At 48.0% G+C, this 17,361-nt stretch carries 16 protein-coding genes, 4 tRNA genes and 1 pseudogene; 17 read left to right on the top strand and 4 right to left on the bottom strand.

Annotated elements, in window-relative coordinates; all coding sequences use genetic code 11:
• Positions 1-52: 52 nt before the first annotated feature.
• Both ACFQNG_RS14295 and ACFQNG_RS14300 read left to right on the top strand, forming a co-directional pair.
• A complete protein-coding gene (locus ACFQNG_RS14295) occupies positions 53-271 on the top strand; it encodes a DUF378 domain-containing protein (protein WP_379866027.1) in 219 nt (72 codons plus the stop codon).
• Between the two features lie 465 nt (positions 272-736).
• The gene (locus tag ACFQNG_RS14300; RefSeq protein WP_379866029.1) at positions 737-1,447 is read left to right on the top strand and encodes a gamma-glutamyl-gamma-aminobutyrate hydrolase family protein; all 711 of its coding nucleotides are present in this window, start codon (positions 737-739) and stop codon (positions 1,445-1,447) included.
• Between the two features lie 65 nt (positions 1,448-1,512).
• Here ACFQNG_RS14300 and ACFQNG_RS14305 read toward each other — a convergent pair whose 3' ends face one another.
• The gene (locus ACFQNG_RS14305; RefSeq protein ID WP_379866031.1) at positions 1,513-2,526 is read right to left on the bottom strand and encodes a cytochrome d ubiquinol oxidase subunit II; all 1,014 of its coding nucleotides are present in this window, start codon (positions 2,524-2,526) and stop codon (positions 1,513-1,515) included.
• Positions 2,523-3,875 (bottom strand): cytochrome ubiquinol oxidase subunit I, encoded by a 1,353-nt coding sequence (locus ACFQNG_RS14310; RefSeq protein WP_379866033.1) that lies wholly within the window; start codon positions 3,873-3,875, stop codon positions 2,523-2,525. The genes ACFQNG_RS14305 and ACFQNG_RS14310 overlap by 4 nt, the downstream gene beginning before the upstream one ends.
• A 202-nt stretch (positions 3,876-4,077) precedes the next feature.
• Here ACFQNG_RS14310 and ACFQNG_RS14315 point away from each other — a divergent pair, with 202 nt between their 5' ends.
• The 6 genes and pseudogenes from ACFQNG_RS14315 (at position 4,078) to ACFQNG_RS14340 (ending at position 9,746) form a co-directional block, all read left to right on the top strand.
• Positions 4,078-5,058, top strand: a complete 981-nt coding sequence (locus ACFQNG_RS14315; RefSeq protein WP_379866035.1) for a VanW family protein — start codon at positions 4,078-4,080, stop codon at positions 5,056-5,058.
• Between the two features lie 154 nt (positions 5,059-5,212).
• Complete coding sequence (locus ACFQNG_RS14320) at positions 5,213-6,190, top strand: 3D domain-containing protein (RefSeq protein ID WP_379866037.1); 978 nt, start codon at positions 5,213-5,215, stop codon at positions 6,188-6,190.
• A gap of 320 nt (positions 6,191-6,510) precedes the next feature.
• Positions 6,511-6,576, top strand: a pseudogene (locus ACFQNG_RS14325) (SEC-C metal-binding domain-containing protein); the annotation flags it as partial.
• A gap of 111 nt (positions 6,577-6,687) precedes the next feature.
• Entirely contained in the window at positions 6,688-7,944 is a 1,257-nt protein-coding gene (locus tag ACFQNG_RS14330) for a hypothetical protein (protein ID WP_379866311.1), read from the top strand.
• A gap of 105 nt (positions 7,945-8,049) precedes the next feature.
• Positions 8,050-8,355, top strand: a complete 306-nt coding sequence (locus ACFQNG_RS14335) for a hypothetical protein (RefSeq protein WP_379866040.1) — start codon at positions 8,050-8,052, stop codon at positions 8,353-8,355.
• 569 nt (positions 8,356-8,924) lie between these two features.
• Positions 8,925-9,746: a PHP domain-containing protein gene (locus ACFQNG_RS14340; protein WP_379866042.1), complete on the top strand. Its 822-nt coding sequence runs from the start codon at positions 8,925-8,927 to the stop codon at positions 9,744-9,746.
• A gap of 382 nt (positions 9,747-10,128) precedes the next feature.
• Here ACFQNG_RS14340 and ACFQNG_RS14345 read toward each other — a convergent pair whose 3' ends face one another.
• Positions 10,129-10,638 (bottom strand): 2'-5' RNA ligase family protein, encoded by a 510-nt coding sequence (locus tag ACFQNG_RS14345; RefSeq protein ID WP_379866044.1) that lies wholly within the window; start codon positions 10,636-10,638, stop codon positions 10,129-10,131.
• A gap of 123 nt (positions 10,639-10,761) precedes the next feature.
• On the opposite strand from ACFQNG_RS14345, the gene ACFQNG_RS14350 reads away from it, so the two are divergent.
• The 6 genes from ACFQNG_RS14350 to ACFQNG_RS14375 all read left to right on the top strand — a co-directional run bounded on the left by ACFQNG_RS14350 (position 10,762) and on the right by ACFQNG_RS14375 (position 12,135).
• Positions 10,762-11,289 (top strand): phosphatidylglycerophosphatase A family protein, encoded by a 528-nt coding sequence (locus ACFQNG_RS14350; RefSeq protein WP_379866046.1) that lies wholly within the window; start codon positions 10,762-10,764, stop codon positions 11,287-11,289.
• A gap of 253 nt (positions 11,290-11,542) precedes the next feature.
• Positions 11,543-11,722, top strand: coding sequence for a hypothetical protein (locus tag ACFQNG_RS14355; protein ID WP_379866048.1), 180 nt, complete (start codon positions 11,543-11,545; stop codon positions 11,720-11,722).
• A 64-nt stretch (positions 11,723-11,786) separates the two neighbouring features.
• A tRNA-Met gene (locus tag ACFQNG_RS14360) sits at positions 11,787-11,863 on the top strand.
• A gap of 3 nt (positions 11,864-11,866) precedes the next feature.
• Positions 11,867-11,943, top strand: a tRNA-Asp gene (locus ACFQNG_RS14365).
• A gap of 11 nt (positions 11,944-11,954) precedes the next feature.
• Positions 11,955-12,030 (top strand) — tRNA-Ile (locus ACFQNG_RS14370).
• A 30-nt stretch (positions 12,031-12,060) separates the two neighbouring features.
• Positions 12,061-12,135, top strand: a tRNA-Val gene (locus ACFQNG_RS14375).
• A 660-nt stretch (positions 12,136-12,795) separates the two neighbouring features.
• Here ACFQNG_RS14375 and ACFQNG_RS14380 read toward each other — a convergent pair.
• Complete coding sequence (locus tag ACFQNG_RS14380) at positions 12,796-14,004, bottom strand: aminotransferase class V-fold PLP-dependent enzyme (RefSeq protein WP_379866051.1); 1,209 nt, start codon at positions 14,002-14,004, stop codon at positions 12,796-12,798.
• Positions 14,005-14,322: 318 nt separating this feature from the next.
• Between ACFQNG_RS14380 and ACFQNG_RS14385 the strand changes: the two genes are divergently transcribed.
• The 3 genes from ACFQNG_RS14385 (at position 14,323) to ACFQNG_RS14395 (ending at position 17,324) form a co-directional block, all read left to right on the top strand.
• On the top strand, positions 14,323-14,466 hold the full coding sequence (locus tag ACFQNG_RS14385; RefSeq protein WP_379866053.1) for a hypothetical protein: 144 nt from the start codon (positions 14,323-14,325) through the stop codon (positions 14,464-14,466).
• Between the two features lie 333 nt (positions 14,467-14,799).
• Positions 14,800-16,011 carry an ATP-grasp domain-containing protein gene (locus ACFQNG_RS14390; protein ID WP_379866055.1) on the top strand — a complete coding sequence of 404 codons (1,212 nt, stop codon included), beginning with the start codon at positions 14,800-14,802 and terminating at the stop codon, positions 16,009-16,011.
• A gap of 131 nt (positions 16,012-16,142) precedes the next feature.
• Entirely contained in the window at positions 16,143-17,324 is a 1,182-nt protein-coding gene (locus ACFQNG_RS14395) for a DUF819 family protein (protein ID WP_379866057.1), read from the top strand.
• The last annotated feature ends 37 nt before the right edge of the window (positions 17,325-17,361 follow it).

Below are 17,361 nucleotides of genomic sequence, written 5' to 3' on the forward strand. Positions count from 1 at the left end.
CGGTTTTGTTCCATACTACAAACAGACCTCACCATAGAAAGGAGGAAAGGGTATGAGAAGTTTTGCCCTAACCTTGGTTATTGTTGGAGCGTTAAATTGGCTCCTGGTTGGATTGTTTCAATGGGACTTGGTAGCCGCAATTTTTGGTGGGGATGCGATTCGGGAATCCTCCGCATTTAGTCGGATTATCTATAGCTTAATCGGACTGGCGGGCATCTACGCGATTCGCTTCTTCTTTAATGAGCGCGCAACGGTAAACGACAATCGATAAGCAGCAAGGTTAAAAGGCTCCAGGCAGATGTCTGGAGTTTTTTATGGCATCATTTATGGACTACGAGCGGGAAGACTTGCCAATTCTTTGGCAATAAATGAAAGGGAGGATCGTTGTGTGTCTCCCATGTGGAGAGACTAGAGTGAACATGTTCGATCTATTCTATACCATATTAATATAATTAATCTAATGTATATTGGCAATTATATACATTTTACATTATACTATATTCATGAAAACGACAGAGTGAAACAGGTTACAACCCGCGTATGCAATGTTAACTAACCTGTTGTTTAGTTTGTGAGAAGATGAAAGGAATTTTTGTTCGAAAGTGTAAAATTCGTATTTGTGGATGGATGTAGATGACTATGCCAGATGAAACGAGAAGCTCGCCATTTTAATGGCGAGAGGTTCACGATCATAACATAGGGAATATTAAGAACACGATCGGGGGAGTGTGGGAGGATGAAGCCCATCATTGGGATGACGATGTCTCGGGAAAATGAGAAAGAGCAGATATTGGGGAAAGGTTACAGCGATGCGATCATCGAGGCGGGCGGGGTACCCCTTTTGATTCCCTATACGACAGAGGATGAAGTGATTATAGAGATGAGCCGTGCGCTGGATGGTCTCCTGCTGTCGGGCGGCGGTGATATCGACCCCACCTTGTTTGACGAAGAGCCCTTGCCGGGCTTGGGACGAATTGATCCCGATCGGGATGAAATGGAAATTGCCTTGATAGAACATTTCATCTCGCAGGATAAACCCATTTTGGGCATTTGCCGGGGTTGCCAAATATTGAATATCGCTTTGGGGGGCGGAATGTACCAGGATCTCCCATCGCAGAAGCAAAACCTGTTGCAGCACACCCAGCGGGCGCCGCGGCACCATGCCTCCCATACCATTACCATTGAGGAAAATACGATTCTTCATCAGATATACCGGAAAACGGTGACCAAGGTGAACAGCTTCCATCACCAGGCAGTAAGAGAAGTGCTTCCGCCCCTGCGCGTAAGCGCGATGGCCCGAGACGGGGTGATAGAAGCGTTTGAAAGTGAAAGTCATCGTTTTGTCGTGGCGGTGCAATGGCATCCGGAAGAGATGGTTAAAACCGATTCCGACACGCCACGGTTGTTCGCCGCTTTTGTGGAAGCGTGCAAAGAGCAGCAAGGGTAAGGTCTTGCTCAAAAAAAGAAGAAACTCGCGTTTGGCCGAGTTTCTTCTTTCTTTTCAGATGAAATTCATTTCTCGCCGCGCACATATTTGGCGTTAAACAAGAACAGCCACATAAGCAACCCGATCGAAGGGATGAGCAAGAACAGGCCGGCGATAAAGGCGGCAACCAAAGCCCACCCCATGGCGCTGTCCGTCAAGGCGCTCGAGATGGTGACATAATCGTATAGCAGATAGGGCATATGCGAGATGCCATAGCCAAAAAAGGCGTAAGCGAATTGGAACATCACAAAGATAAACTGAATCCCCAAGTTCTGGCGCTTCCACATCAGGTAGACGGCAACGCAGAAACAGAGAAAAGAGAATCCAAACATCCAGCCGATGGACAGGGCGTTTTGGAAATGATCGTAATTATGTTTGGACAAGCTCCAGAATACCCATAAGCTGGCGAAAATCGTTGGAGCGCTCCAGAATAAAGCGTATTTGCGCAACTGTTCGCGAGCGCCGATATCTCCGGCGCGGTCCGCATAAAAAGTGAGGAAACTGGCGCTGATGTACAAAATGCTCACGAGGGCCAAAAACACCACACTCCATGAATAAGGGCTGGTAAACAGCCGATCCGCGTGGAAGACGACATCGCCTTCCACTTTTTCGATAAACCCACCCTCGGAAATGGTCAAAACGGTGGACAAGGAGGCGGGAATAAACAATCCGGTCATGCCGTACAAGAACATGTACACTTTGCTTTTACGGGCGCCATAGTTGGCAAATGCATAAAAGGAACCGCGAATCGTCAGCAAGACCAGCGCGATCGATCCCGGGATCAAAAGCGCCGTCCCATAATAGTAGGCGGTGTCCGGAAAGAAACCGACACAACCGACGACGAAGAAGATGAGAAAGACGTTGGTTACTTCCCAGACGGGCGATAAATAGCGATCGATGATTTTATTGATGATATGATCCTTTTTGGTCAACATGCTGTAGTACGAAAAGAAGCCGGCCCCGAAGTCGATCGATGCGACGATCACATATCCGTACAAAAAGATCCAAAGGGCCGTGATCCCGATCATCTCCAGTTTCATGCTCCTTCTCCCCTTCCGTTCCCGGGCGAAGCCATGTTTTCCAGTTCTGCTTCTGCGGGTTGATTCGTAAAGAGACGATTGAGAACGGTTAAGGCGACGACCGTCAGGATCAGGTACAGGATAGAAAACATGATCGTCATCATCGCCACACTGTCGGATGTGGTCGCTGCTTTATCCACACGCATGATTCCCGTGACAATCCAAGGCAACCTGCCGACTTCGGCAAAGATCCAACCGCATTCGATGGCGATAAACGAGAGGGGGCCGCCGAGGAAAATCCCGCGCATGAGCCATTTGTTCCATTCCTGCCCTTTCTTCCTCCACCACAGGAACAGGAAGAGGGCCGCGATAAAGGCCAAATAGATGCCGATGGCCACCATGATGTCAAAGAGGTAATGGATATACAGCGGAGGCTGGTTCTCTTGCGGGATATCGTTTAACCCGATCACCTCTGTTTTTGGCGAATTGCCCGCCAGAATGCTAAGGGCATAAGGAATTTGAATTGCATATTTCACTTCTTTTGTTTCTTTGTCCAGTACTCCACCAAAATAGAGCGGCGCTGCCGATTGCGTCTCAAAGTGCCATTCGGCGGCGGCCAACTTGGCAGGTTGGTGTTTGGCCAAGAATTTGCCTGAGATGTCGCCTGCGATGAACGTGAGCAGTGCAAAGATAAGTCCGGCAATCATGGTCAGTCGCAGTGCTTTTTTGTAGTATGCGTGCGTTTTGCCCCGCAAGAGGTGGTATGCCGCAATGGCCGCCAACAAGAAGCCGCTGGTTAGATAAGCGGATGAGACGACGTGGGCGACTTTGGATGGCGTGGCCGGGTTTAACATCGCCGCAATAGGGTCGATGTCGGTTAATTTGCCGTCAGCTGCGATGGTAAAACCGGCCGGGGTGTTCATGAATGCGTTAACCATGGTGATGAACACGGCGGACATGGTTGATCCGATGATAATGGGAATGGAAGTCAGCCAATGGGTAATCGGATTTTTAAAACGGTCCCATGTGTACAAATAGATACCTAGGAAGATGGCTTCAAAGAAGAACGCAAACGTCTCCATAAACAGAGGCAAGCTGATGATGTTTCCAGCCAATTGCATAAATTTGGGCCAAAGCAGGGAAAGCATGATCCCGATACACGTTCCCGTTACGACTCCGACGGCAACCGTGATGACAAAGCCGCGTGTCCATCTCCGCGCGAGAAGGATATAATGGGGATCTTTGTTGCGGATACCCCAAAACTCGGCAAGGGAGATGAAAACAGGTACGCCCACACCAATGGTCGCCCAGATGATATGGAACGCCAAGGTCGTTTCAGTAAGAACGCGACTCCAAAATACTGAATCCATCCAATCACTTCCTATTTCATCTTTTTCTCTTTTATCATACTTTGAGCCATTCACTTTGAACACTATTTCACTAACTTTGACAAGAAAACTCAACAATTTAACTTTACGCTTTTGATATATATGTTCAATATTGAACAAATAGACGCCGGGTCATAGCGACAAGTGATTTGACGCAGACTAAACGGTAAAAGGGGGGAGCGCGGTGACGAGAAAGAAAACTTGTTTTATTTTTTTGTTGACCACGGTAGTCCTGTTAGCTTCATTCTTGCGGCCCAACCTGACCTTGGGGTTTCCCAAGTATCCGCGAGTCGAAGCAAAAAGCGTTCAACCTTTTGTGCCGACCATGGTTTTGACTTATGAAGGCAAACAATGGGTGTTTTATTTAAATGAAATCGGGTTTGATGGAATTGATCCCACCACACTGAACCAAGAAAGAGCGATGGAGTGGATTGTCAGAACCCTTGAACACGAACTGAATCGTCCCGCACGGTCCGCTTACTACCGGGACCGTCGGATTGTGCCGCACCAGGACGGACGGGAGGTCGACAGGGAGCAGATCAAAGAATGGCTGAACCAGATTCATGAGGTCATGGGCCAACCGCTCGAAGTGCCGCTCAACTGGATTAAGCCTTCGTTGACCACAGAAAAACTGCAACATTTGAAGGAAAAACGCATAGGCACTTATACCACTTACTATAATCATCGCAACGCGAACCGTTCGCACAATATCCATTTGTCCGTTCAAGCCATTGACCATAAAGTCTTGTTGCCCGGCGAAGTGTTTTCATTTAACCGGACAGTCGGACCACGGTCATTGGGCAAAGGGTATCGCCGCGCCCGCATCATCGTGAAAGGAGAGTATAGTGAAGGAATCGGCGGCGGGATTTGCCAAACCTCCTCAACTCTATACAACAGTGTGGATAAAGCGGGTCTGCGGATCGTGGAACGCCAAACGCACAGTAAACACGTATCGTACGTCCCGCGCAATCGGGACGCCACCGTTTCCTGGGGCGGTCCCGACTTTAAGTTTCAAAACCAGTTGAACGAACCGATTCTGATTGTGGCCAAGGCAAAGTACGGACGGTTAACCATCTCGGTATATGGGCCGGAAGAGATTCAGACCGTTCCCCGCAAGGTTCCGACCGCACCAAAAGAAACAGCCCAATTAGAGGTGGAGGAATAAATTGTCAAGAACGGTCATAAACCAGATACCGTGGGCATAAATCTCATAAAAAATGGGTGAATCTATGACAATCCAGGAAGAATCATAGATAAGGAGGAAAACATCTGCTATAATTGGAATCATTGTTTAGGCTAAAATCAGAAGGAGGGTGTTGATGAAGAAATTCCTTCTAACAAGCCTTGCGATGTTTTTTATCCTGCTCACGGGTTGTTCTGGTTCCTCGCAAACTGTGAAAATTACTTTCAGTGATCAAGATAAAGCGTTGCAGTTTGAACGCTCCAATGATACGTTGGCAGAAGCGTTGGAAGGCCAAGGATATGATATTGCCGAGCTGAAACAGCGTTACCAGCCCAGTATCGGTTGGGATCAAAAAATGGAAGGCCATAGTGAGATTGAATTGAAATGCAAATGCAAAGTCTCCCTCAAAGTGGCGGGGAGTGACCTTGGCACTTTTGAATCCTTGCAACCGACTGTAGGCGAGGTTTTGAAAGAGAAAAAGGTTGCCTTGACCGAGTGGGATGAAGTCAATATGCCACTGGATAAGAAAGTCGTGAACGGAACCAACATCGTGGTGGATCGCATTGAGCAAAGGCTACAGAAAAAAGTAGAGGAAGTCCCATTTAACACCAAAGAGGAAAAGACAGACAAACTGGCGGACGGCAAAAAAGAAGTGGAAAAAGAAGGGAAGGAAGGGAAAAAGATTTTCGAAGTCCTTCTCGTCTACAAAAATGGAAAGCCAGTGCTGGAAAACGGAAAGCCTAAAGCAACGCAAAGACTTGTAAAAACAATCGAACCTGTTGATAAAATAGTAAAAATTGGAACGAATAAGGAATTGGCGAAAAAAGACGATGTAGACTTAACGGCAGCAGGAACGCTGACGGTAGAGGCAACGGGTTACACCCATACGGGCAGCCGCACCGCAACAGGCACCTATCCCAAACGGGGAACCATTGCCGTGGATCCCGACGTGATTCCGCTTGGCACCAAACTGTATATCCCCGGATATGGTTATGGTGTTGCTGAAGACACGGGAGGGGCCGTTAACGGCAAAATCATCGACCTCTTCTTTGAAACGCGCGCTGAATGCATTAAATGGGGCCGTCGCACAGTAACAATCAAGATTTTAAAATAAGTGAAAAAAAATGCCTGCAATGAGTTTTCATTGCAGGTATTTTTTATTTTGACAGGGAATCATTAATAAGAATCTTCCGCCACTCCCTTAATCTCTCAGCAAGGTCTTCAATACAACATCCATTTCTTCCATCACTCTATAAAACTTTCTTTAAAAGAGCGTTTTAAATCGATAAAATGGAGGTATAGGTAATCAAAATAAACTGATTGCTGGGTAAAAAAGGGGATGTGTCAACTGGGTTTTTGTGGGAAAACTCTTTGTCATATCCAAATCTTTCATATATACTTAATGGCAAGGAAACTAGCATCCGAGGTGTGAGTATGGTAGGTCGGAATGAACCTTGCCCATGTGGCAGTGGGAAGAAGTATAAGAAATGTTGTGAGAGAGTTGTAGCGCTTGTTTCAGTGGAAAAAGCCAGAACTGAAAGAGAAAGTCGCTTAAAACATGACCTGCTGGTTGATTTGCAACATTGGTTTACAGGGCGGATATCACCTGAGATGCAAAAGGAATGGGCACAACGTTTTAAAGAACTCATGCAATTGCCTTTAGATCAGCCGATTCCCCAAGAATACTCCACTTATTTTCGTTTCTGGCTCCTTTTTGATGCACCTTGTTTAAACCGCCGGCGACCGGTAGAGGTTTGGTTATCTACCATTCGCAATGCCCCGCATAAGGAACGTTTGGCTCGCAATATGAGCGAGTCAATGTTTGCCTGCTATGAAATTTCACAGATCAACGAAGACACCATGACCCTCACAGCCTTAGATACCAGGAAGCAAATTCAAGTGATAAAAGGGGAATCCATTCCCAGGGAAAAACTTGTTTTTACCCGATTGCTTCGTGTTGGTCAACGATATGAATTCTTTGGCCCTTATACATCTTTTGTGCATGAGATGAGAGGGGAGATACTCGTGCAACTTGAGAAATACAATCATCTAGAAGAAGATCGTCAAGAATACAATGCCTGGGAAAATGGTTGGAAAGTATTTGGTTGGTCTATTAAACGAACAGAAGAGGTTGAACCAGTGATGGTGTCTGCGCCGGCGATGACTGAATCCATGGTGGAGGCGGCTTTTTGGCCTGTCGTGGAGCCAAAGGAAGAGGAGTTGCCTTTGCGCGTAATGCAGCATTTGGAACAGTTTTACATGAACCATGTGGCTTCATTGCAAAAAGGGACGCAAAATCTGTACAGCCGTTCTTTGGAATCGTTGTATAAGTACTTATCCATGCGTTTTGGGCAATCGTTTGACTGGTCGATGCTGGATGAGGAAGTGATGTTTCATTTTTTAAGCGTATGGTACTTGGATCATGGCAAAGTGAGTGTGCCGGGCTCCAAAATCTTCCTCAACACCTTGAAGTATCTTTTCCGTTGGCTGGAGGAAGAAGGGATCAGCGATGTGTACCAAACGTATAAAAGGGTGTATGCGTCCCTTATTCGCACGTTGCCTGTCGCGGTTGAAGCGAAAAAATGGATGAAGGAGAATGGCATTAAACCCGATTACCAAAACAATGATCAAAATGAGCCGGCGCATATGGTGATGTTGGCCTTCTCGTCAACCGGCCCCGTTCTTTTGATCGAAGACAAGTGGATGCCCGTTCATCTTCTTGGTGTCCCCACCATGTGGAGCGAGCACCGCTTCTGGGTGCACGGCACCGTCCAAATGGAACCATCCGGCTGTTATTTCACACGAATCGATGGGCTTTATCCGATCGTATCGTTGGATAAACAATTAAAAGTGTTAGGCCATAAATGATAAGGTAGCCATGCTGCTCGTGTGCATAGGCTACCTTATTTTTGCATGAACCTCCGCGTCTGTTGGGATACTAACGATACACTCAACGTAAAGGGGGCTCTTCGCATGTTCCGCTTCTTGCGTTCTGGCAACATGTTCAAAAAGATGATGAATGAAGTTGCGAAAGAACTTGGGATGAAACAAAACGCCCGCGGCAAAGGCGATCAAGACATTACCAAGATCGCGCAAGAGTTCAGCAAGGAATTGGGCTTGACAGGAACGGATTCCCAAGCGGGCAAGAAAGACTTGGTTAAAGAAGTGATGAACGAAGCCGGAAAAGAGCTAGGGATTACCGAGAATACAACAAAAACCAATGTAAACCCAAAGCAATTGGCCAAACGGATAACGGAAGAGATTCAAGAGCGCAAATAACACACGTTGAGTGAAACGAGCACCCTCTTACAAGGGTGCTCGTTTAATTATTTCAAGTATGAAGCGATTTCTTCTAATTTGTCATAGATATCCATAATGACCTCTTCAGGGATCACCGGTTTGGCCCGATGATACTGGAGATGTGTTTCCGGTTGAATCGTGGGCTGTTTGAGGCCGAGTGTCACTGTGTTCTGGGTCTGTATTGCTTGGTTGGAAGGGAGAGACGATAAACTTGTCCAGAGACAAAATCTTTCATTTGCAACTGATAGACGGGCGCATGGGGACGAAAACGACGAAAACCTTGCATCTGCATTATCTTGTCCATTTGTTCATAAGTCGCGTCCACGTTTGAAAGCGTTTTCAATCACGATGGCATATAAACCTCTCCTTGCCGTAGTAAATGGTTCATCACCCTTGTCTGGGGTATCATCATCATCTTTTTGATCAATCCGCAGAGAATTAAGGTAAAATCATGAGGAGAGGATGATTGACTGCTGACTGACGCATATTCAAGGATAAGGGTGGTCAAAGTAGAGAAGATGAAGCGATATAAACGGGGAGGAATGAACATGGGACGTGTGGATCTTCACGTGCATACAACGGGGTCAGATGGATTGTTATCTCCGACTGAAGTGGTGCGATTGGCTAAACAGGCGGGACTGTCGGGCCTGGCGATCACCGATCATGATTCCGTCAGTGGGGTGGAAGAGGCGCTCACCGCGGGTCGTGAATGGGGCGTCCATGTGGTGCCGGGCGTGGAACTCAGCACGTTATGGCAAGGCAGAGAGATTCACATGTTGGGATTGAATGTGGATTTCCGCGACAGGGCTTTGCAAGAGAAACTAAAGCGGCAGCGCGATGTGCGACAACAGCGAAACCGCATGATGATTGAGAAATTAAATGAGTTGGGTATTCAGATGACATTGGAAGATGTCATGGCGAAGAAAAAAGGGGAGGGCCCAGCCGATAACGTGGGACGTCCCCATATCGCGGAGGTGTTGATCGAAAAAGGGGTTGTGCGGTCGATGAACGAAGCTTTTGACCGTTATTTGGGGAAGGAAGGCAAGGCGTATGTGACCCCGATGCGCATCTCTCCGATGGAAGCCATCCAATTGATTCACCAAAGCAAAGGAAAGGCTGTCATCGCTCATCCAGGCTTATATGGGCAAGACGACCTGATTCCTTTTTTGGTGGATAACGGGTTGGATGGGATTGAAGTGAATCATCCGGACCACACGGACGAGGCCAAACAGAGGTATAGCAAGATGGCGGAAGAATTTGGCTTGCTTATGACCGCCGGGTCAGACTTCCATGGGGAACGGCACGGTTCAATGTATCATGCGCCACTTGGCACTTGCACTGTCGATGAGCAAATTTTGGCGAAGCTATAGCGCCATTCCATGTTCATCATCAAATGGCTCACCCGTTGACGTCTGCCCGACTGCCGATTGAGCGGAACATGGGACTGGCGGTGAATGGCGTGGGCCGCTTTTTGTTTCGCGCGGGCTTGCGCCGTCCTTCATCGGTATGTGTAGAAGCTATTTCAAAACCAAATTTGGCTGGAGAAATGGTATTCCCATTCGCTTCACTTGGCCATCGGCGCTCATCGGGAAAAGGTTTTTCCGCTCATCAACGACGTTTGAAATAAGTTGTAGTCTTGAAGCGCTGCTACCCATGTAAACACTTCGCGCGAACGGATAAAGCGTTTTCTATTTTCACTGCGGTCTGGGCGATGTCGCACGGCGACAGCCGTAAACATGCTCCCGCGCTTTGTCATTTATTCAACAAAAATGTTTGATAGATGCTCCAGGAGCCGTTCTCCAGTTGGTACATGAGATGAAATCGGTCAATTTTCGTTTCCAATTCAAACTGTCTTAAACGCAGTGTGCCGTACACATCATGAAGCTCTTCTTCCGACATTTTTTGTCCAATGGTGAGATGGGGAATATAGTCATAAGGTAACTCAGTTGGGTCAAAGGAGGCATTGATTTGACTGTGCAATGTCTTAAGTGGCTCGCTGTCTTTGATCGCCAGATAGATCGTATTGCTGGTGGGATGGAAATGGCTCACTTTATGAAAGCGAATGGTAAACGGCTTGTTTTGTTTGGCGATCTCTTCCAACCGTTTCGTGGCGTCTTCCAATCGATCATCGGAGAGCTCAAACTTTTCTTTTAATGTAATATGGGGAGGAATCAGGCTATAATGCGGGTCATACCGCTTTCTATAGGAATTGACAAGGTCTTGAATATGTTTTTGTGGAAAAACTGCAATGCCATAATGCATAACGCATTCCCTCCTTGGTAGTGGCAGAAAAATGGCGCATTTCTTTTATTATATCTTTAATTTTTCTTTTACGCATCTTTTACCAAAGTGGATTGTGGTAAGATGGCTTTGGGAGGGAGACAGATGAGAAGAGTACACAGCAGTGAAGTGAAACAAGCGGTGATGGAGAGCCTGAAAGATCGCGGTGTCAGCATCGAAGCGATCGCTGAGATCGTCTACGAAATGCAAATCCCTTACAATCCCGGTTTGACCATGGAGCAGTGCGTGGAAAGCGTGTTGGCGGTGTTGAACAAACGGGAGTTGCAGCACGCGATTTTGGTTGGGGTGGAATTGGATCGGTTGGCTGAGAAAAACATGTTGTCCGAACCGCTCTTATCCCTTGTTAAAGAGGATGAAGGATTATTTGGATGCGATGAAACCTTGGCCTTGGGCTCTGTTTTGGGATATGGCAGCATTGCCGTCACCACCTTTGGACATTTGGATAAGCATAAGATCGGCCTCATCCGTGAGTTGGATACCAAAAAAGGCGGACCTGTTCAAACGTTTATGGATGATCTGGTGGCCAGTGTCGCGGCGGCGGCTTCAGGACGCTTGGCCCACCGTTTGCGCGATGAAGAAGAACAGGCCTTGGATAGGGAATTGAATCAATAAAGCAAAAATAAAACAGCCGTTGTCAGGAAGACGTGACAACGGCTGTGCCATATAGCCGTGAGGAGGGAACAATGGACGGCTTTTGAAAAGGTCAAACCAGCAAGGTTGCTTGGTTGGTATATCTTATGCGGAGAATGGGAGCCCGCTCTAGACGAATGGAAAAATGTGCGCATATCCTGTAGCGGTCTCTTGCCCACCAATGGATGAAAAATGGAAAACGGTGAAAAATAAGGGATGGAAGGAGGAAGGCAACATGAATCAATGGATCTACTGGGCCAAATTATATGACAGCCGTTTTCAGGCACGGTGCTTGGCGGCGCGAATGCAGGAAGATTGGTGGTTATACGGATATGACAGCCCGGAGCGGGTGGAAGTCTTCCGTTCGAAAAAGGGGCGTTACGGGGTTCGTTATATTTGGGATAAAAAAACTTAAAAAAACCCTTGCACTTTTTATAAATCTGATGTATATTAGTAAATGTCGCTGATGGCGATAACGCCGCGGGGTGGAGCAGTCTGGTAGCTCGTCGGGCTCATAACCCGAAGGTCGCAGGTTCAAATCCTGTCCCCGCAACCAAGTGGAGCTGTGGTGTAGAGGCCTAACATGCCTGCCTGTCACGCAGGAGATCGCGGGTTCGAATCCCGTCAGCTCCGCCATCCACCATCATGGGCCTATAGCTCAGTTGGTAGAGCAGTCGGCTCATAACCGATCGGTCACAGGTTCGAGTCCTGTTGGGCCCACCAACTTTTCCAAAATTACATATCTTTTTGCTTGGGCAGTTAGCTCAGTGGGAGAGCGCTTCCTTGACACGGAAGAGGTCGTAGGTTCGATTCCTATACTGCCCACCAAACGAAGGGAGTCTGAGTTGTACAATCGTGTACAAACTCAGACTTTTTTTGTTTATCCCATTTCCTATGATATAAACCTTAGGATGATAAACCCAGCGATGAATAGGATGATTGTCAATGCTCATGTGGAGTTGGGGGAAGTATACAACAAGCAACAAAAAGTTTAGAAAGCAAAAAAGGTATTGCAGAAAGGAATGGAGGTTGCGAAAAGAGAGAATAGAATGCCAAAATATGCTCGAGCATGTTGCTGGGAGAAGCACTTCTTGCTGAGAAGAAATCGGCGAAGCGATTCCTTATTTTAGAACATGTTGTGAGCTGGGCTTGTCCAGGGCATATCGTCAACGAAAACAGAATGGACAAGTATTCGGTATATTCCAAAAAGGTTCATCGCAACGGTTTAAATGTAAGGGGGAGAGACGATACTCCTTTATCCATGGGTACGATTAGGTGATGTTGGAACTGAACCTAGTGATCCGTAAGCAGTTTGCTAACAAAGAATAGCGTTCATTTCATTGAGTAACCTGCCAAGATAACCGGTGGGTTTTTCTATGTGTTTTGATCGAACATATTTGACGCCGATACCACCTAACGGACAAATAGATGGGTTCCGCTGCATGGGATCGGGATGCAGCGGTTTCTTCATCTGGTTGTGACTCGCTCTCACTCTCGATGCGTGGCAATCAAGACGGATGACGAACCGGCTTGTCCCAGTTTGCGGCCATAGGCAATCGCTTCTTCAAAAATCATGAGGGCGCGGATCAGCTCTTCTTGGGAATTGAAGGCATGAATGGAGAAACGTATGCCTTCCGGACGCGGCAGATAGCGGATGTATAGGCGTTGCTTGTGACAATGTTCCAATACGGCCTCATAAGAGACGCCGTCAATGTGGCAAGACACCAGGCCGGAAGTGGGAAAAGTGAGGTCGGTAAACAGGGTGACACCGGAAAGAAGCTGCAGTTGCTCCTTGAACCAAGTAGCCAAACAGTGGATGTGTGAGGTGATGGCGGGGAGTTGGTATTGTTCCAATAGTTCCAAGCTACGGCCAAGGCCGGTATACAGGGCGGTGTTTTTGGTCGAGTATTCCAGTTTTTCTGAATTCGTTTTCCAGTCAATCTCACCGTCAAGCGAAAACCCTGTGATTGAGCAATAACCTGAAGCGAGGGGCCAAAGTTGTTCCAACAGGCTTGCGGAGACATAGCAGGCGCCTGTTCCGGTTGGGCCCAATAACCACTTATGGCCCGACAGGGCATAGGCATCGCAACCGATGGCCTTCACGTCCACTTCGATTTGTCCCGCCCCTTGCACGCCGTCAATCAATGTGAACACCTGATGGGCCCGGGCCAGTTGGCATATTTCGGCCACAGGCAGAATGCGTCCCGTATTCCAAGTGATATGGCTCATGATGATGAGGCGCGTTCGCTTGTTGATCAATTGGAGCAATTCCCCGATCACCGCCTCATCTGTTTTGCCGTGCAGATGAAGGATCGTTACCTTGAGGTGGTAACGTTTGGCGATGCTAAAGCAAGGGATCAGGCTGCTCACATGCTCATGTGAGGTGATGATGATTTCATCCCCTTCCCGCCAAGGGATGCCGGCGATGACCGTGTTTAGCCCGAACGTGCCGTTCTCTGTCAACACGATTTCGTCGGGGTGAGCCCGCAACAAAGCGGCCAGTTTCAAGCGCACTTGCGTGCAGGCGTTTTCCGTGAACAGCCAGGGCTTGGCTGAAGGATACTGGAGGAAATGGTTGGCTTGGGCGATGGCTTCATGTATGGGGTCCAATAGGGGAGCGCACGTCCCTGTGTTGAGATAAAGGCTGGCTCCCAATTGTGGGCACAGGTCTTGAAAGCGAGGCCATTGGGTTGACATCAAGCACCATCCTTTTTTTATAACATAAAATTCATTGTCTATATTATATAGATGTGTGAAGGGAAGAACAATTGACTTTTCGCGTCGTAATGGGTACGAGGTCGGGAGATGCTAAAAAAATAAGTTCCAAAACAAGAATTCATGTGGTGGGGGACTGAAAGGATCATGACAAAGGCGCGGTTGTGACCTTCTGCGCAGAAGGGATCAGGGAATTTGATAGAATTTTGTTAGTCATTCTATATATTTATATAACATTTTATATTTTTGGTGTGTAAAGAGCGCGTGGCTTGGACATACTGAGCTGAAAAGGAGGATGCCATGAAAGAGCAACAGGAGAACGGCAGACTGAGTGAAAACGGTGAAGAAGAAACATGTTTGCTCCAGATGGAAGAAGATTGCTGGGATATTCGGATTCCGGCTCATCTCGTAAACGATGGGCAAGATGAAGCGACAACCTCATAGAGGTCATACCGCTCCGTCGACAGGGGGCGGTTGCTTCTGTTAATAAAAAGATTGACAAAATATTATGTTTTCTCTAATATTAAAAGGAACCCCTTCTAACGGGTATTGTTTGTGAAAGGATTAACCAATTCGATCAATTGGTTGACAATGGTCTCATCCATCACTGTCAAACCAAATCTTACCTGGCGGTGGTTTGCACCGGTGGTGTCGCACTCCAGCATCTCGGATGTGAATGACAGGCTCATCGCTGTGCCTGTTAGTAATGGCGAGATTGGCTTTTTGAGCAAGCTGCGGTTTGCTCGCACATCATGGATTGAAAGGGGAACGCTTAGGTTGAGCATCTTAATTTTCAATCGCTTGCCTTACTATGATGTACCCTATGACAAATGGCTGGAGGATTTGAATGAACCGTTGGTTATCTTAACCACAGAGAAGTTGGCGCCGGAATTTCAAGCAAACGCGTACGTATTATCTTTTGAAAATTACGACTATAATAATGCCGTTGAATTTGCAGCTTTGCAGATGGCGAAACATACCCCGTTTCGGCGTGTGGTGGCAACTGCCGAACGGGATATTTTGCGTGCGGCCAGAATCCGGGAACATTTGGGAATAGAGGGTCAATCTTGGGAGAGTGCCATCGCCTTTCGCGATAAAGTGAAAATGAAGAGGCTGCTCAAGGCGGCAAATGTGAAGGTTCCCCCGTTCGCCGAGCTGGAGTCTGTCATCGACTTGGTTCTGTTTATCGAAGAGGTGGGCTATCCTGTTGTCGTGAAGCCCATTGATGGCATGGGCTCCCGCAATACGACCATTTTGTATAATGATGAAGATACCATCGCTTATTTGAACGAGGGATTGACCCCCCATTTGGAAGTGGAGAAGTTTATCGAGGGAGAAATGTACCACATTGATGGCGTGGTATTGGATGGCACCATTCAATTGTGTTGGCCGTCCAAGTATTTGAATAGCTGTCTCGCCTTTCAAGAAGGGAAATATCTGGGCAGTTACATGCTTGAACCGCAAAATCTGCTCACGGCACGGTTGCAAGACTATGTGACTTCCGTTCTCCGCGTCTTGCCAACCCCGCAATATACCACGTTTCATGCGGAAGTGTTTCATACGCCGCAAGATGAACTCATTTTATGTGAAATTGCCTGCCGGACAGGCGGTTCACGTATTTGTGAAGAATACCGTCAGGCGTTTGACATCGATTTGACCAAGCTGGCGGTACAAGCCCAATGCGGATTGACCGTGACAGTGCCTGAGCAAGTGCGGCAGAAGCAAGGGCCCAAGGCGCAGTTCGGCTTTATCGGCATCCCGCCGAAGCAAGGGGTTTTTCTGGCTGGTCCCAATGTGGACGAGCTTCCCGATTGGGTGACGGAGTACCGTTTATTGGCGGAACCGGGCCAATATTTTGATGGGCCGCACACCAGTGTGGATTATGCGGTCACGATCTTGGTGAGGGGCGATACAGAGCGGGAAGTGTTGGCGAGATTGGAGGAAGTGGCGGATTTGTTTGAGCGGAATTCCGTTTGGAAAACAGATTGATGTATTTGGTGTAGATCACTTCTGGAAAGAAAGCGTTTTACGCTGACAGAGATGCCTAAGCAGTTTAAAAAGGGAGAGGAGTCCTTTTTCAACTGCTTAGGCTTATATATTTTGAGGGGAGGAGACCATTTATGCAGACAACGGCTTGGATCACAAGCACCATGGGAGTCGGGGCGGTCATCGCAGCGCTTATCGCCGTCTCGATTTGGTTGGAGAAGCGTTTTCGTTCATTGGCCTTTTTGGGATCAGCCATCTTGGTGATTACTGGCGGAGCGGTGTTGGCCAACCTGCATATCATTCCATCCGCACTGGTGGCGGACAAGGAAACGATGCATCCGGTTTATGCCTTCGCCAATGATGTGGCTGTGCCATTATCCATTGTGTTGCTTCTCATCTCGGCCGATCTGAAAAGTGTGCGCCTGTTGGGAAGGTCGTCATTGATCGCCTTTGGATTGGCGAGTGTGGGAACGGTGCTGGGCACCTTGCTGGCCATTCAGCTGACCGCTGGGGGAATCGGGCCGGAAAGTTGGAAGTTGGCTGGGCAATTCGTGGCCAGCTATATTGGTGGGGGGATCAATTATGCGGCGGTGGGAGAAGCGCTGGAAACCTCTGAAACGATGTATGCGACGGGCGCCGCGGCCGACAATATCATGACCAATCTGTGGATGGTGGCGACGGCGGTGTTGCCTCCCTTGCTTCGGGCTTGGTATCCTTCCTACAATAGTGGGGGGGCTGATGAGTCAATCACCCGTGCGCAACAAAGGAAACAAGTGGCTGGTATTTCGTTGGGACAGATGGGACTCTTGCTGGCGGTGGCCTTTCTTGTGGTTTGGATCGGTGATGGACTTGCGCCCATGGTGAATGAAGCCCTTAAGGTGAACATTCCCGCTGTGTTGTGGTATACCACGCTGGCGATCTTGTTGTCTTTGTTTACGCCTTTATCGCAAGTGCGGGGCGGGATGGAATTGGGCCATTACCTGCTGCATTTTTTCTTTGCCACGATGGGCGCGGGCACGATCTTGTCTTCCTTGGTCGACAAAGGACCCATTGTCTTCTTGTTTCTGGTCATTTTGGTGGCGATTCATGCCCTGATCGTATTTGGTTTGGGCAAAGTGTTGAAGTTGGAAGTGGAAATGCTGGCCATTGCCAGTCAAGCCACGGTGGGCGGCCCTTCCACCGCTTTGGCTTTGGCCACGGCCAAGCGCTGGGATCGATTGGTTGCGCCGGGGGTGTTAATGGGATTGTTGGGATACGCCATTGGTAATTATGTTGGCATCGGGGTGGGCACCCTCGTCAAAGCGTGGTTGGGGTAAGGGAAAAAGCGAGCCTTCTTTCCGTGGCGGAAAGAAG

The sequence above is a fragment of the Laceyella putida genome (assembly GCF_042665195.1).
Classification (GTDB): Bacteria; Bacillota; Bacilli; order Thermoactinomycetales; family Thermoactinomycetaceae; genus Laceyella; species Laceyella putida.

Bases quoted from the DNA above. Each gene is read 5' to 3' on its own strand.
- ACFQNG_RS14295 (WP_379866027.1), top strand. From the start codon at position 53: ATGAGAAGTTTTGCCCTAACCTTGGTTATTGTTGGAGCGTTAAATTGG.
- ACFQNG_RS14300 (WP_379866029.1), top strand. From the start codon at position 737: ATGAAGCCCATCATTGGGATGACGATGTCTCGGGAAAATGAGAAAGAG.
- ACFQNG_RS14305 (WP_379866031.1), bottom strand. From the start codon at position 2,526: ATGAAACTGGAGATGATCGGGATCACGGCCCTTTGGATCTTTTTGTAC.
- ACFQNG_RS14310 (WP_379866033.1), bottom strand. From the start codon at position 3,875: ATGGATTCAGTATTTTGGAGTCGCGTTCTTACTGAAACGACCTTGGCG.
- ACFQNG_RS14320 (WP_379866037.1), top strand. From the start codon at position 5,213: ATGAAGAAATTCCTTCTAACAAGCCTTGCGATGTTTTTTATCCTGCTC.
- ACFQNG_RS14330 (WP_379866311.1), top strand. From the start codon at position 6,688: ATGCAAAAGGAATGGGCACAACGTTTTAAAGAACTCATGCAATTGCCT.
- ACFQNG_RS14335 (WP_379866040.1), top strand. From the start codon at position 8,050: ATGTTCCGCTTCTTGCGTTCTGGCAACATGTTCAAAAAGATGATGAAT.
- ACFQNG_RS14340 (WP_379866042.1), top strand. From the start codon at position 8,925: ATGGGACGTGTGGATCTTCACGTGCATACAACGGGGTCAGATGGATTG.
- ACFQNG_RS14345 (WP_379866044.1), bottom strand. From the start codon at position 10,638: ATGCATTATGGCATTGCAGTTTTTCCACAAAAACATATTCAAGACCTT.
- ACFQNG_RS14350 (WP_379866046.1), top strand. From the start codon at position 10,762: ATGAGAAGAGTACACAGCAGTGAAGTGAAACAAGCGGTGATGGAGAGC.
- ACFQNG_RS14355 (WP_379866048.1), top strand. From the start codon at position 11,543: ATGAATCAATGGATCTACTGGGCCAAATTATATGACAGCCGTTTTCAG.
- ACFQNG_RS14380 (WP_379866051.1), bottom strand. From the start codon at position 14,004: ATGTCAACCCAATGGCCTCGCTTTCAAGACCTGTGCCCACAATTGGGA.
- ACFQNG_RS14385 (WP_379866053.1), top strand. From the start codon at position 14,323: ATGAAAGAGCAACAGGAGAACGGCAGACTGAGTGAAAACGGTGAAGAA.
- ACFQNG_RS14395 (WP_379866057.1), top strand. From the start codon at position 16,143: ATGCAGACAACGGCTTGGATCACAAGCACCATGGGAGTCGGGGCGGTC.